Below are 14,324 nucleotides of genomic sequence, written 5' to 3'. Positions count from 1 at the left end.
CCGTCAGGGGCGCAATGCCCGGGCGTAGCAATAGAGAAATAGATTACGCACCAACTCCTTCAGCACCACCGGCTCGCTGGAGTTCAGGTCGTGCAGATCCAGCTCACCCTGATCGCGCAGCTCATCCAATGCATCCTCCTTGAGTAGGACGCAGGTTTCGCCAGTGTTGCGATTAAGAATGCGCAGATACGGTTGCGGGCGGTCCAGCCAAGCGTCGATCAGGTAGGTCATGACTCATCTCCCTTTGAAGTGGTTAGATGAGAATAATTCTTATTGTATTTATAGCAAGGATTAATCGCTGCCTTTCGTCGCGCCAGCGGAAAGCTGCCCGCAGTGGTTTTTAACGTCGCGTAGCGATCACCCGTGGTGACTATGGGCGGGCAGGCGATAAAAAATTGTCTGGAACGATTTTTAATGTCCCGCAGCGACGGCCCATAGGGTGGCCGCCATGGATGGCAGGCCATAAAAAGCCCGTCACATGGACGGGCTTTTATCTGTCGCGAAAACCTCAGTGCGTGCGGGCTACGGCAAAGCGGCAGAGTTCAATCAGCGCGTCGCGGTATTCGTTGGCCGGTAATGCGTCCAGGCAGGCAATCGCGCGGTCTGCGTAGTCGCGTGCTTGCTGGGCGGTGTAGTCCAGCGCGCCAGCCGCTTCTACCGCGTTGCGGATACTTTCCAAGTCTTCAATGCCGCCTTTCTGGATGGCCTGGCGTACCAGTCCAGCTTGTTCAGGCGTCCCTTCGCGCATGGTGTAGATCAGCGGCAGGGTTGGTTTGCCTTCGGCCAAGTCGTCGCCAACATTTTTACCGAGCGTAGTCGCGTCGCCCCGGTAGTCGAGCAGGTCGTCTACCAACTGGAAGGCCACACCAAGGTGGTCGCCAAAGGTACGCAGGGCTTCTGTCTGCTCGGCGTTGGCATTTGCCAGTGCGGCGGCGCTGTGGGTCGAGGCCTCAAAGAGCATAGCGGTTTTGCCGCGTATGACTTCCATATAGGTTTCTTCGGTGGTGCTGGCGTCACGAATCTTCGACAGCTGCAGCACTTCGCCCTCGGCGATCACCCGGGTGGCCTTGGACAGGATCTTCATCACCGGCATGGAGCCCAGCTCAACCATCATTTCGAACGAGCGCGAATACAGGAAGTCGCCGACCAGCACGCTGGGTGCGTTGCCCCATTGGGCGTTGGCAGTGCTGCGGCCACGGCGCATGTCGGACATATCCACTACGTCGTCGTGCAGCAAGGTTGCGGTGTGCAGAAATTCGATGGTGGCCGCGAGTAGGCGTAGGTTTTCGCCATCCAGGCCCAGCGCCTTGCCGCTGAGTAACACCAGCAGCGGCCGCAGGCGCTTGCCGCCCGCAGAAATGATGTAATCGCCGATTTTTTCTACCAGCGGTACGCGCGACACCAGTTGGGCGCGGATGATGCCGTCGACGGCGGTAAAGTCATCCGCCACCACGCGGTAGAAAGCCTGGGGTTGCATTGCTTACACCTGCTGTTCATGGGTTGCGCGGCATGCTAGGGGGCGGGTTGGGGGCTGTCAAGGTAAGTGGCTTGGCTGGGGGTGGCAGGGCCTTGCGTCTAACGGGTTGCTTGCGTACAATCGCGCACCCTGAACTTCCCCCTGGGTATTTCCCTGCCTTACGCAATTGCAAGGGTGTCTTTTGGGCCCCAAGCAGCCATGCCAGCCGACACTTATTCCTATAAAGCGCTGGGTGAGCAGGATTAACGGAGATTTACCATGTACGCAGTAATTGTTACTGGTGGCAAGCAATACAAAGTCACCGAAGGCGAATTCCTCAAGATCGAAAAGCTCGAGCTGGCTACTGGCGAAGCTGTGACTTTTGATCGTGTTCTGCTGGTCGGCAATGGCGACGACGTTCAAATCGGCGCGCCGGTTGTTGAAGGTGCCAAGGTTGTAGCTGAAGTGATTGCTCAAGGCCGTCACGACAAGGTCACCATCATCAAGTTCCGTCGTCGTAAGCACCACATGAAGCGCCAGGGCCACCGTCAGTGGTACACCGAGATCAAAATCACCGGTATTCAGGCTTAATTCGTTTAGCACTGATCCATCTAAAGGAGTATTGAACTCATGGCACACAAAAAAGCTGGCGGTAGTACCCGCAACGGTCGCGACTCAGAAGCTAAACGCCTTGGCGTGAAGATGTATGGCGGCCAGAAAATCATTCCTGGCAACATCATCGTGCGTCAGCGCGGTACCCAATTCCACGCTGGTTACGGCGTTGGCATGGGTAAAGATCACACCCTTTTCGCGAAAATCGAAGGCGTGATCAAGTTTGAAGTAAAAGGCGCGTTCAACCGCCGTTACGTGAGCGTCGTTGCGGCTTAATAGCGCGACTGCTGGGAAAGCCCCGTCCTTGCGACGGGGCTTTTTTGTTTCTGTATTATTGGGGTTCTTGCCAAACTGTCCTGGGTGCTGGCGTTCAAATTGAATGCAGGTCAATTTTGCAAGAACCTGGTGTTTCTCGTTTTAGATAACCCGCCTTGTTGCGGGAGGCGTACCTATGAAATTCGTCGATGAAGTATCGATTTCTGTAAAGGCCGGCGATGGTGGCAACGGCATGATGAGCTTCCGTCGTGAGAAGTTCATTGAAAATGGCGGCCCTAACGGCGGTGATGGTGGCGATGGCGGCTCGATCTATATCGAAGCGTTTGCCAACCTCAATACCCTGGTCGACTACCGCTACACGCGCCGTTTCCAGGCGCCGAATGGTGACAAGGGTGGTAGTACCGATTGCACCGGCGCTAAGGGTGAGGATTTGATCCTGCCGGTGCCGATTGGCACCACGGTGATCGATGCTGGCACTCAGGAAGTGATCGGTGATCTGGTTCGTGCCGGTCAGCGTTTGCTGGTTGCGCAGGGTGGCTGGCACGGTCTGGGTAACACGCGCTTCAAGTCCAGCACCAACCGTGCGCCGCGGCAGACCACGCCGGGTAAGCCGGGTGATGCGCGTGATCTCAAGCTGGAATTGAAGGTGCTGGCAGACGTTGGTTTGCTTGGCCTGCCCAACGCAGGCAAGAGCACCTTTATTCGCTCAGTGTCGGCCGCAAAGCCAAAGGTGGCGGATTATCCATTTACCACGCTAATCCCGAACTTGGGTGTGGTCAGTGTCGATCGCTACAAAAGCTTTGTAGTCGCTGACATTCCAGGACTGATTGAAGGCGCTTCCGACGGTGCGGGCTTGGGTATTCGTTTCCTCAAGCATTTGGCGCGAACTCGCCTGTTGCTGCACCTTGTGGATATGGCGCCGCTCGACCTGACGGATCCGGCAGAGTCGGCTGCGACCATTATTGATGAGCTGACCAAGTTCAGCCCATCGCTGGCTGAGCGTGAGCGTTGGCTGGTGCTGAACAAGGCTGACCAGATTCTCGATGAGGAGCAAGAGGCGCGCGTCGCCGAAATTGTTGCGCGTATCGAGTGGCAAGGCCCTGTCTACGTCATCTCGGCCTTGGCCCGTGAGGGGACTGAGCAGCTGTGCTACGACATCATGGACTTCCTTGAGGCGCGCGCTGAGCGCATCCAGGAAAACCCAGAGTACGCGGCTGAGTTGGCTGAGCTGGATACGCGCATCGAGGATGAGGCGCGTGCTCAGCTGCAGGCGCTGGATGATAAGCGTGCGCTGCGTCGTTCTGGGGTTCGCGCAGTCAGTGATGTCGATGAAGACGACAGCTTCTGGGATCAAGAAGACGAAGACGATGGCCCGGAAATCATTTACGTCCGGGATTAAGCAACTACAAAACGCCGCTTAATTGCGGCGTTTTTGTAATCACAGGTCGCGGCTAAGGTTGGATGATCATGCGTGACAAGGTAACCGGTGCACAGCGCTGGGTTGTGAAAATTGGCAGTGCGCTGCTGACGGCGGATGGTCGTGGTCTGGATCGCGCCGCCATGGCCGTGTGGGTCAAGCAGATGGTTGCGCTGCGCGAGCAGGGCGTTGAGTTAGTGCTGGTGTCCTCCGGTGCTGTGGCGGCGGGCATGAGCAAGTTGGGCTGGGGCGTGCGGCCGAGTGCGATGCATGAGTTGCAGGCGGCAGCAGCCATTGGCCAGATGGTGTTGGTTCAGGCGTGGGAGTCGAGCTTTGCTGAGCATGGTCGGCGCACGGCGCAGATTCTGCTGACCCATGACGATCTGTCCGACCGCAAGCGCTACCTGAATGCGCGCAGCACGCTGCGAACGCTGGTGGACCTCGATGTAGTGCCGGTGATCAATGAGAACGACACCGTGGTTACCGATGAAATTCGCTTTGGTGACAACGATACGCTGGCAGCGCTGGTGGCCAACCTGGTCGAGGCTGATTTGCTGGTGATCCTCACCGATCGCGACGGTATGTATAACGCCGACCCGCGGCATAACCCCGAGGCTGAGCTGATTTTCGAGGCGCGCGCCGATGATCCTGCATTGGATGCTGTTGCCGGTGGTGTGGGTGGTGCGTTGGGGCGTGGGGGTATGCAGACCAAGCTGCGCGCTGCACGCCTGGCGGCGCGTTCGGGGGCGCATACGGTGATCGTCGGTGGCGCCATTGAGCAGGTGCTGGCGCGGCTCAAGGCGGGTGAGCGTCTGGGGACGCTGCTTACACCTGAGCGCGGCATGCTGGCGGCGCGTAAGCAGTGGTTGGCGGGGCATCTGCAGACCCGTGGCACTCTGGTGCTCGATGACGGTGCGGTCAAGGCGCTGGCGACCGGCACCAAGAGCTTGCTGCCGGTTGGGGTGAAGGCGGTGCAGGGCGGCTTTCGCCGCGGCGAGATGGTGGTGTGTGTGGCGGCGGACGGTCGTGAGGTCGCTCGTGGGCTGGCTAACTACAGTGCGCTTGAGGCGCTGAAGATCATCGGTCAGCCGTCGGATGCCATCGAGAAGCTGCTGGGTTATGTCGATGAGCCCGAGTTGGTGCATCGGGATAATTTGATCCTGATTTGAAAACCTGCACAAAGCCTGCTGCGCGTCGGCCCTGCTGCGTTAAAAACAGGCTCAGAATGCTCATGTACAAAAGTACACTTTGCTTCCTCGCTTGTTTTGACCAGTCGGAGGTTGTTGCTAACGTGGCGCCTTGCATGGCTCTAGCTCGCGAGGCTTTGAATGGATTTTGAGGGAAGGCTAATGCGAGTCGTACAGGGATTGCTGGGTGCGCTTGCGCTGTTGCCTGGGTTGGTGATGGCCGAGCAGATTGGTGAGGTGTCGACGGTTTTCAAGTTTATGGGCCCGAACGACAAGATCGTTGTTGAGGCCTTCGATGACCCTAAGGTAGATGGGGTGACCTGTTACCTGTCGCGGGCCAAGACGGGTGGCGTCAAGGGTGGCCTGGGGTTGGCTGAGGACCGTGCTGAGGCGTCGATTGCCTGTCGCCAGGTCGGGCCGATCAGCTTTCTGGAAAAGCTCAAGAATGGTGATGAGGTTTTCCGTGAGCGCACCTCGCTGGTGTTCAAAACCATGCAGGTGGTGCGATTCTTTGATCAGAAGCGCAATACTCTGGTTTATTTGGTTTATAGCGATCGGGTAATCGAGGGCAGTCCGCAAAATGCGGTGACGGCCATTCCGATTCTGCCCTGGCCGCAAAAGCCCTGAGAAAAAGCCCGAAGTGATTCGGGCTTTTTCTTGTGCGCCATTTACGGTTTGCCGGCTGCAAGCGGGGTGTTCGGCTTTTCTTGGGCAATAAAAAACCGGCTATTAAGCCGGTTTTTACATCTAGCGGAGAGTTGCTAGCAGCTTATGCGGCTGCAGCTTCGCTCAGTGCTTTGATGTGGCCATTCAAGCGGCTCTTATGGCGAGCAGCTTTGTTCTTGTGGATGATGCCTTTATCGGCCATGCGGTCGATTACTGGCACAGCCAAGGTGTAAGCGGTCGTAGCAAGAGCGACATCTTTGGCTTCGATCGCCTTGATTACGTTCTTGATGTAGGTACGGACCATCGAGCGCTGGCTGGCGTTATGGCTACGACGCTTCTCAGCCTGTTTTGCGCGTTTTTTGGCAGAAGGTGTATTGGCCACCGTCAAGCTCCTCGAAAAAATTCTGGGGGTTACAAACAAATAAGGCCGCGAATCATGCCGATGTGAGGGCGTACTGTCAAGTCTGTACGCTTTTCCCTGTGCTGGCCTGACCAGTGGCTGGGCGCTACACTCGTCGACTTTGCGCAACGGCGGGTTTTCCGCGGCTGTGCTTGTTTGCGGAAATCGAATTATTACATGAATTTGCTCAAGTCGTTGGCCGCTGTCAGTTCCATGACCATGCTTTCGCGTGTGCTGGGTTTTGTGCGCGACACCATTATCGCCCGCACCTTTGGTGCTGGCGTGGCTTCGGATGCCTTTGTGGTGGCGTTCAAGTTGCCCAATCTGCTGCGCCGTATCTTCGCCGAGGGTGCGTTTTCTCAGGCTTTCGTGCCGATTCTGGCTGAATATAAAACCCAGCAGGGTGATGAGGCCACGCGCACGTTCCTTGCGTATGTGACGGGGCTGTTGACCTTGGTTTTGGCGTTGGTCACCTGTGTTGGCATTCTGGCTGCACCGTGGATTGTTTGGGCGTCCGCTCCAGGGTTTGCCGACGAGGCGGAGCGGTTTGAGCTGACCACCGATCTGCTGCGGATTACCTTTCCTTATATTTTGCTGATCTCGCTGTCATCGCTGGCGGGGGCGGTGCTCAATACGTGGAATCGCTTCTCGGTGCCGGCGTTTGTGCCGACCTTGCTGAACCTCAGCATGATTGTTTTTGCGCTGTTTCTGACGCCTTATTTCGATCCGCCGATCATGGCGCTGGGCTGGGCGGTGCTTGTTGGTGGTCTGCTGCAGCTGTTGTTCCAACTGCCGCATCTGCACAAGATCGGCATGCTGGTGCTGCCTCGTTTGAATCTAAAAGACACCGGCGTGTGGCGGGTGGTGAAGCAGATGGGGCCGGCCATTTTTGGTGTCTCGGTCAGTCAGATTTCGCTGATCATCAACACCATCTTCGCGTCTTTTCTGGTCGCCGGCTCCGTGTCGTGGATGTATTACGCCGACCGTTTGATGGAGTTGCCTGCGGGCGTTTTGGGCGTTGCGCTGGGGACTATATTGCTGCCGGCGTTATCGAAAACCCATGCTGGCGCCAGTCGCGAGGAGTATTCCAAGCTGCTCGATTGGGGCTTGCGCCTGTGCCTGGTGCTGGCGCTGCCCAGCGCAGTGGCGTTGGCAATTATTTCCGAGCCATTGATCGCTTCGCTGTTTCAGTACGGCAAGTTCACTGGTGGCGATACGGCGATGACCCAGCGCGCGTTAATTGCCTATTCCCTCGGGCTGGTCGGGATTATTTTGGTGAAAATCCTCGCGCCTGCGTTCTACGCCCAGCAGAACATCAAAACGCCTGTGCGTATTGGGTTGGTGACACTGCTGGCAACCCAAGTGATGAACCTGCTGTTTGTCTTCGTGATTCCACTGGCGCATGCCGGCCTGGCGTTGGCTATTGGCTTGGCCGCTTGTCTAAATGCTGGGTTGCTGTACTGGCAGTTGCGCAAGCGTGACATGTTTACCCCGCAACCCGGCTGGGCGTTGTTCAGTGGCAAGCTTTTGCTGGCGTTGCTGGCAATGGCGGCAGCGCTGCTGTTGGCCATGCAGCAACTGCCTGTGTGGGGCGAGGGCGCTATGCTCTGGCGCTTGTTGCGGTTAGGTGGGCTGGTGGGTGTTGGGGTGCTGGCCTATTTTGCCGTGTTGGCACTATTGGGATTTCGTGTGCGGGATTTTGCGCGCCGCAGTGCGCTCTGATCGGGCTGATTTGCTGCCTGTTGTCTGCTGCCCGGTGTGCGTATAATCGACCACTTTATGAGCAAGAAGCGCGTTATGCAGCTGGTTCGAGGCCTACACAATTTGCGGCCCCAGCATCGGGGCTGCGTCGCCACTATTGGTAATTTCGACGGCGTCCATCGTGGCCATCAGGCCATCTTGGCCCGTTTGCGTGAGCGCGCCGCTGAACTCGGGGTGCCCAGTTGCGTGTTGATTTTTGAACCGCAGCCGCGCGAGTTCTTTGCCCCAGACACAGCGCCCGCACGCTTGGCACGCTTGCGTGACAAACTGGCGCTGCTGGCGGCAGAAGGCGTTGATCGAGTGCTGTGCGTGAGTTTTAACCGCCGCCTGCGTGAGTTGAGCGCCGCCGAGTTCGTGCAGCGTGTGCTGGTCGACGGCCTGGGTGTTCAGCACCTGGAAGTGGGCGATGATTTTCGTTTTGGTTGTGACCGCGCCGGCGACTTTGCCTTTTTGGCGCAAGCCGGTGAGCGCGAAGGCTTTAGCGTTGAAGCCGCCAGCACAGTTGAATTGGACGGCATACGCGTCAGTAGCACACGCGTGCGTGAAGCGCTGGATGCGGGTGACTTCGCTTTGGCGCAGCACCTGCTCGGTCGGCCTTTTCAGATTGCCGGGCGGGTGTTACATGGACAGAAGCTGGGTCGCCAGTTGAACGCGCCGACCGCCAATGTGCAGCTCAAACGCAAGCGAGTGCCGCTGCGCGGTGTGTATTTGGTCAGCACTGAGATCGACGGCAAGGTCTGGCCAGGTGTCGCCAACATTGGCGTACGACCCAGTGTTGCAGGTGATGGCAGTGCCCACCTTGAAGTGCATGTGTTGGATTTTGCCGGTGATTTATATGGCCGGCGTTTAACGGTGGCTTTCCACCGCAAGCTGCGTGATGAGCAGCGTTTCGCCTCGCTTGAGGCACTGAAGACGGCAATTGCTGCCGATATTGTCGCCGCCCGCGCCTATTGGTGCGCTTAAACACATAGCGCCAACCGCTTAGAAGAGCCTGAAATGACCGACTACAAAGCCACGCTGAACCTGCCTGATACCCAATTCCCGATGAAAGCCGGTCTGCCGCAGCGCGAGCCGCAGATTTTGCAGCGTTGGAATGAGATTGGCCTGTATCAGAAGCTGCGTGCGCAAGGCGAAGGCCGGCCTAAGTTCGTCCTGCATGACGGCCCGCCCTATGCCAACGGCAGCATTCACATCGGCCATGCGGTCAACAAGATCCTCAAGGACATCATCACCCGTTCCAAGACGTTGTCTGGTTTTGACGCCCCTTATGTGCCGGGCTGGGACTGCCATGGCCTGCCGATTGAGCACAAGGTCGAAACCACCTTTGGCAAGAATCAGCCGTCCGACCTGACCCGCGAGCGCTGCCGTACTTACGCCGGTGAGCAGATCGAAGGGCAAAAGGCTGACTTTATCCGCCTTGGCGTACTGGGTGATTGGGACAACCCTTACAAGACCATGGACTTCGCCAACGAGGCCGGCGAAATCCGTGCGCTGGCTGAAATGGTCAAGCAGGGTTTTGTGTTTAAAGGGCTAAAACCGGTCAACTGGTGCTTCGATTGCGGTTCGGCGCTGGCCGAAGCGGAAGTTGAGTATCAAGACAAAAAGTCCGATGCCATCGACGTGGCTTTTGTGGTTGAAGATGCCCACAAGCTGGCCGCCGCATTCGGCTTGGCGAGCTTGCCCAAGCCAGCCTCCATCGTGATCTGGACCACCACGCCGTGGACCATTCCGGCCAACCAGGCCCTTAACGTCCATCCTGAATTTACTTACGCGCTGGTCGATACCGGCGAGCGTCTGCTGCTGCTGGCCGAAGAAATGGTCGAAGGTAGCTTGGCCCGTTACGGCTTGCAGGGCGAAGTCATCGCCACCGCGCCAGGCGCGGTGCTGGAGCTGATCCGCTTCCGTCATCCGTTTTATGAGCGCTTCGCACCGGTTTATCTGGCCGACTACGTCGAGCTGGGTGCCGGTACTGGTGTGGTGCACTCGGCCCCGGCCTACGGCGAGGACGACTTCCGTTCTTGCAAAGGCTACGGCATGAGCAACGATGACATCCTCAGCCCCGTGCAGAGCAACGGTGTGTATGTCAGCGACCTGCCGTTCTTTGGCGGCCAGTTTATCTGGAAGGCCAATCCGTCCATCGTCGCCAAGCTGGACGAAGTCGGCGCGCTGCTCAAGCACGAAGCCATTCAGCACAGCTACATGCACTGCTGGCGCCACAAAACCCCGCTGATCTACCGCGCCACCGCACAGTGGTTTGTCGGCATGGACAAGCAGCCGAACGAAGGCGCCACCCTGCGCGAACGCGCCCTGGCCGCTATCGAACAAACCGCTTTCGTCCCGGCCTGGGGCCAGGCGCGCCTGCACAGCATGATTGCCGGCCGGCCTGACTGGTGCATCTCGCGTCAGCGCAATTGGGGCGTACCCATTCCGTTCTTCTTGCACAAAGCCACAGGCGAACTCCACCCGCGCAGCGCCGAGCTGATGGAAGAGGTGGCTAAGCGTGTTGAACAGCAGGGCATCGAAGCCTGGTTCAAGCTGGATGCCGCCGAATTGCTGGGTGATGAAGCTGCCGACTACGACAAGATCAGCGACACCCTCGATGTCTGGTTTGATTCCGGCACCACCCACTGGCATGTGCTGCGTGGCTCGCACAACCTCGGTCATGCCAGCGGCCCGCGCGCTGATCTGTATCTGGAAGGTTCTGACCAGCATCGCGGCTGGTTCCACTCATCGTTGCTAACTGGCGCGGCCATCGATGGCCATGCACCCTACAAAGAGCTGCTGACTCACGGCTTTGTGGTCGATGAGAACGGCCGCAAGATGTCCAAGTCGATGGGCAACGTGGTCGCGCCGCAGGAAGTGAATGACAGCCTGGGTGCCGATATCCTGCGCCTGTGGGTATCGTCCACCGACTATTCCGGTGAAATGGCGGTATCCAAAGTCATCCTGCAGCGCAGTGCTGACTCTTACCGACGCATCCGCAACACTGCGCGCTTCCTGCTCTCCAATCTCAGCGGTTTTGAACCGGCGCAGCATCTGCTGCCGGCTGAAGACATGCTGGCGCTGGACCGTTGGGCGGTAGACCGCGCTCTGCTACTGCAACGCGAAATCGAAGAAGCCTACGGCAGCTACCGTTTCTGGAACGTCTACCAGAAAGTGCACAACTTCTGCGTGCAGGAGCTGGGCGGTTTCTACCTTGACATCATCAAAGACCGCCAGTACACCACCGCCGCTGACAGCGTAGCGCGTCGCTCTTGCCAGACTGCACTGTTCCACATCGCTGAAGCCTTGGTGCGCTGGATTGCGCCAGTGTTGTCCTTCACCTCTGATGAGTTCTGGCAGTACCTGCCGGGTGAGCGCAATGAATCGGTAATGCTCAATGGCTGGTATCAGGGCCTTAGTGAACTGCCGCAAGACTTCGAGCTGAGCCGCGAGTTCTGGGAGCGGGTCATGGCCGTTAAGGTGGCCGTCAACAAAGAGATGGAAAACCTGCGTGCGGCCAAGGCCATCGGCGGCAACCTGCAGGCTGAAGTCACCCTGTATGCCGAAGACAGCCTGATCAGTGACCTGAGCAAGTTGGGCAACGAATTGCGCTTCGTGCTGATCACCTCGACCGCCAGTCTGGCGCCGTTTAATGCAGCGCCGAGCGATGCTGTGGAAACTGAAGTGGCTGGCCTCAAGCTGAAAGTGCTGAAGTCCGCTCATGCCAAGTGCGGCCGTTGCTGGCACCACCGTGAGGATGTTGGGGTGAACCCCGCGCATCCGGAAATTTGCGGTCGCTGCGTAGACAACATCGAAGGTGCAGGCGAGGTTCGTCACTATGCTTAACCACGGCGCGCCGAATGCTAGCCGTTTTGGGCGTTTGTCCTGGCTATGGCTGAGCCTGCTGGTATTTGTGGTTGATCAGGCGAGTAAGTTCTATTTCGATAACAGCCTGAGCATGTACCAGCAGATTGTGATCATTCCCGATTACTTCAGCTGGACCTTGGCCTATAACACTGGCGCCGCCTTCAGTTTCTTGGCGGATGCCGCCGGTTGGCAACGCTGGTTCTTTGCCGCAGTTGCCCTGGTGGTGAGCGTGGTGCTGGTGGTGTGGCTCAAGCGGCTAAAACCGAGTGAAACCTGGCTGGCGGTGGCCTTGGCCTTGGTACTCGGTGGCGCGTTAGGTAATTTGGTGGATCGCGTGGTGTTTGGTCATGTGGTCGACTTCATCCTGCTGCACTGGCATCAGCAATGGTACTTCCCTGCCTTTAATGTGGCAGATATGGCAATTACTGGCGGTGCCATCCTGTTGGCACTGGATATGTTCAAAAGCGAGAAGTCCGGAGAAGCAGCCCATGACTGACGTACGAATTGGCCCGGATAAGGAAGTTACTCTGCATTTCGCCCTCAAGCTGGACAATGGCGATGTGGTTGATAGCACCTTCGACAAACAGCCCGCCACCTTCAAGGTGGGTGACGGCAATCTATTGCCGGGTTTCGAACAAGCTATTTACGGCTTGAAGGCTGGCGACAAACGCAGCCTAGAGATCAGTCCGGAGCAAGGCTTCGGCCAGGGCAACCCGCAGAATATTCAAATCATGCCGCGCAGCCAGTTTCAGGACATGGAGTTGTCGGAAGGCTTGCTGGTGATCTTCAATGATGCCGCCAATGCCGAGCTACCTGGCGTGGTCAAAGCCTTTGATGAGAGCCAGGTCACCATCGACTTTAACCACCCGTTGGCCGGTAAAGCACTGAGCTTCGATGTGGAAATCATTGAAGTTAAAGCCGTCTGATCCGAGCATTATTTTTGTAGGCTGGGTTACACGCATGCACTGAGTTTGAAACCGGTGTTTTGCAGCGGCGTAACCCCGCATAGCTCGCCTGTTCAGCGCTCTGCCGTTCAGCTACGCGGACACCCTGAGCGTCTTTGTTAGTTGCTCCGCGAGCCTGGCCCACGCCAACTTTCGCTTACATGCACCGAGACAAGCCCCATGCAGATTAAACTCGCCAACCCCCGTGGCTTCTGTGCCGGCGTCGACCGTGCCATCGAGATCGTCAACCGCGCTCTGGAAGTCTTCGGCCCGCCCATTTATGTACGTCACGAAGTGGTGCATAACAAATTCGTGGTGGAAGACCTGCGTTCACGCGGCGCTATTTTCGTTGAAGAGCTGGATCAGATCCCTGACGACGTTATTGTGATATTCAGTGCCCATGGCGTCTCCCAGGCTGTGCGCAGTGAAGCCGAACGCCGCGGGTTGAAGATATTCGACGCCACCTGTCCATTAGTAACCAAGGTGCATATGGAAGTGGTGCGCTACAGCCGCGAGGGGCGTGAATGCATCCTCATTGGCCACGAAGGGCACCCCGAGGTGGAAGGCACCATGGGTCAGTACGAAGCCAGCAACGGCGGCGCCATCTACCTGGTCGAAGACGAAGAAGATGTAGCCGCGCTTCAGGTGCGTAACCCCGAAGCTCTGGCTTTCGTCACGCAAACTACGCTGTCGATGGACGACACCAGCAAAGTCATTGACGCCCTGCGCAGCAAATATCCCGCTATTGGCGGCCCACGCAAAGACGACATCTGCTACGCCACACAAAACCGTCAAGACGCCGTCAAACAGCTCGCGGCTGAGTGCGATGTGCTGCTGGTGGTTGGCAGCCCCAACAGCTCCAACTCCAACCGCCTACGCGAGCTGGCCGAGCGCATGGGGACGCCAGCCTACCTCGTCGATGGCGCAGAGGACCTAAAGCAAGAGTGGTTTGCGGGTGTGGCCGGTGTTGGGATTACTGCCGGTGCATCAGCCCCGGAAGTATTGGTGCAAGGTGTGATTCAGCAACTTGGGGTATGGGGCGCTACGAATGCACAAGAACTGGAAGGTCGGCCGGAGAATGTAACGTTCTCGATGCCGAAGGAGCTACGCGTTAGGATTCTTAATTAATGCAGTACCTGGCTTTTGTGGCTCGAGGTATTGCATTTCATTTGCGTGCTAGGTGCTCTAGTTTTGGCAGACATCAACAGCCCGAGAGTAGCGAACTCTCCCTCCATTATTAATCACCAAGGTATTACCGCGGTCATGGGCTCTGTGGCACACCGTTAGTGTGCCCATCTGGTACCCGCCATTTAGCAGGGTCGCTCTGCCGTTTGGCGTATAACGGATGTAGCTACTTACATGAATGTTGCCGGTTAGGCGGGTGCCGGAGGGCAGGCGAGGAAATGAACGAAGCAGCATTTCGCTCGGGTCATAGAGCCCATTAGCGTTCACGTCTTGAAAAAGAAACCAACCGTTACTCCATTCCCCATCCAGCGTGGCGAGAGTTAAGGGTTGCCCACGCTTTATGGCTTCGTGCCTGGCGATTGCTAAGCTTCGCAGCATTGCCTGCGTCGCACTATCCAGCTGTTGTGCCTGCAACAGTTGGGCAAATGAGGGCACAGCAATGCCGATCAAAATGCTTAGAACGGTCAACGCGACTAATGCTTCGATAATGCTAAATCCGTTTGGGGTGCGCATGGCTTCCTGCCTTGTCGTATCAATCCACTTGCTAAGGTGTAGCCCAGTTATCGCCATT

General features: G+C 57.5%; 15 protein-coding genes. 11 read left to right on the top strand and 4 right to left on the bottom strand.

The genetic code is table 11. The features are described 5' to 3' along the window. Positions 1–3 precede the first annotated feature (3 nt). Positions 4–231: a PA4570 family protein gene (locus AC0J6G_RS13705; protein WP_475248567.1), complete on the bottom strand. Its 228-nt coding sequence runs from the start codon at positions 229–231 to the stop codon at positions 4–6. A gap of 277 nt (positions 232–508) precedes the next feature. Next, positions 509–1,477 carry a polyprenyl synthetase family protein gene (locus tag AC0J6G_RS13700; protein WP_475248565.1) on the bottom strand — a complete coding sequence of 323 codons (969 nt, stop codon included), beginning with the start codon at positions 1,475–1,477 and terminating at the stop codon, positions 509–511. 258 nt (positions 1,478–1,735) lie between these two features. Here AC0J6G_RS13700 and rplU point away from each other — a divergent pair, with 258 nt between their 5' ends. The 5 genes from rplU to AC0J6G_RS13675 all read left to right on the top strand — a co-directional run bounded on the left by rplU (position 1,736) and on the right by AC0J6G_RS13675 (position 5,575). Beyond that, the gene (rplU, locus tag AC0J6G_RS13695) at positions 1,736–2,047 is read left to right on the top strand and encodes a 50S ribosomal protein L21 (RefSeq protein WP_411179714.1); all 312 of its coding nucleotides are present in this window, start codon (positions 1,736–1,738) and stop codon (positions 2,045–2,047) included. A gap of 39 nt (positions 2,048–2,086) precedes the next feature. After that, positions 2,087–2,344 (top strand): 50S ribosomal protein L27, encoded by a 258-nt coding sequence (gene rpmA / locus AC0J6G_RS13690; protein ID WP_003176049.1) that lies wholly within the window; start codon positions 2,087–2,089, stop codon positions 2,342–2,344. A 175-nt stretch (positions 2,345–2,519) separates the two neighbouring features. After that, positions 2,520–3,743, top strand: a complete 1,224-nt coding sequence (cgtA, locus tag AC0J6G_RS13685) for an Obg family GTPase CgtA (protein ID WP_475248563.1) — start codon at positions 2,520–2,522, stop codon at positions 3,741–3,743. 68 nt (positions 3,744–3,811) lie between these two features. Continuing rightward, positions 3,812–4,930, top strand: a complete 1,119-nt coding sequence (gene proB, locus AC0J6G_RS13680) for a glutamate 5-kinase (RefSeq protein ID WP_475248561.1) — start codon at positions 3,812–3,814, stop codon at positions 4,928–4,930. Positions 4,931–5,110: 180 nt separating this feature from the next. Then, entirely contained in the window at positions 5,111–5,575 is a 465-nt protein-coding gene (locus AC0J6G_RS13675) for a CreA family protein (RefSeq protein WP_475248559.1), read from the top strand. 142 nt (positions 5,576–5,717) lie between these two features. Here the strand turns inward: AC0J6G_RS13675 and rpsT are convergent, their stop codons facing one another. Further along, entirely contained in the window at positions 5,718–5,996 is a 279-nt protein-coding gene (rpsT, locus tag AC0J6G_RS13670) for a 30S ribosomal protein S20 (protein WP_427666142.1), read from the bottom strand. 195 nt (positions 5,997–6,191) lie between these two features. Here rpsT and murJ point away from each other — a divergent pair, with 195 nt between their 5' ends. From murJ to ispH, 6 genes are all read left to right on the top strand, one after another. After that, positions 6,192–7,736 (top strand): murein biosynthesis integral membrane protein MurJ, encoded by a 1,545-nt coding sequence (gene murJ / locus AC0J6G_RS13665; RefSeq protein WP_475248556.1) that lies wholly within the window; start codon positions 6,192–6,194, stop codon positions 7,734–7,736. 75 nt (positions 7,737–7,811) lie between these two features. Beyond that, entirely contained in the window at positions 7,812–8,738 is a 927-nt protein-coding gene (gene ribF / locus AC0J6G_RS13660) for a bifunctional riboflavin kinase/FAD synthetase (RefSeq protein ID WP_475248554.1), read from the top strand. Positions 8,739–8,771: 33 nt separating this feature from the next. Further along, positions 8,772–11,603 (top strand): isoleucine--tRNA ligase, encoded by a 2,832-nt coding sequence (gene ileS / locus AC0J6G_RS13655; protein WP_475248552.1) that lies wholly within the window; start codon positions 8,772–8,774, stop codon positions 11,601–11,603. Then, positions 11,596–12,120: a signal peptidase II gene (gene lspA, locus AC0J6G_RS13650; RefSeq protein ID WP_475248550.1), complete on the top strand. Its 525-nt coding sequence runs from the start codon at positions 11,596–11,598 to the stop codon at positions 12,118–12,120. Before ileS ends, lspA begins: the two co-directional genes overlap by 8 nt. After that, positions 12,113–12,550 carry an FKBP-type peptidyl-prolyl cis-trans isomerase gene (locus AC0J6G_RS13645; RefSeq protein WP_475248548.1) on the top strand — a complete coding sequence of 146 codons (438 nt, stop codon included), beginning with the start codon at positions 12,113–12,115 and terminating at the stop codon, positions 12,548–12,550. Before lspA ends, AC0J6G_RS13645 begins: the two co-directional genes overlap by 8 nt. Before the next feature lie 198 nt (positions 12,551–12,748). Next, on the top strand, positions 12,749–13,696 hold the full coding sequence (ispH, locus tag AC0J6G_RS13640; protein WP_475248546.1) for a 4-hydroxy-3-methylbut-2-enyl diphosphate reductase: 948 nt from the start codon (positions 12,749–12,751) through the stop codon (positions 13,694–13,696). A 57-nt stretch (positions 13,697–13,753) separates the two neighbouring features. Here the strand turns inward: ispH and AC0J6G_RS13635 are convergent, their stop codons facing one another. Next, on the bottom strand, positions 13,754–14,266 hold the full coding sequence (locus tag AC0J6G_RS13635; protein ID WP_475248544.1) for a GspH/FimT family pseudopilin: 513 nt from the start codon (positions 14,264–14,266) through the stop codon (positions 13,754–13,756). Between the last annotated feature and the right edge of the window lie 58 nt (positions 14,267–14,324).

The organism is Pseudomonas sp. TS_SC_3 (assembly GCF_056156225.1).
The sequence above is the reverse complement of the archived record's forward strand: the minus strand, read 5'-3'. Positions and strand labels throughout refer to the sequence as shown.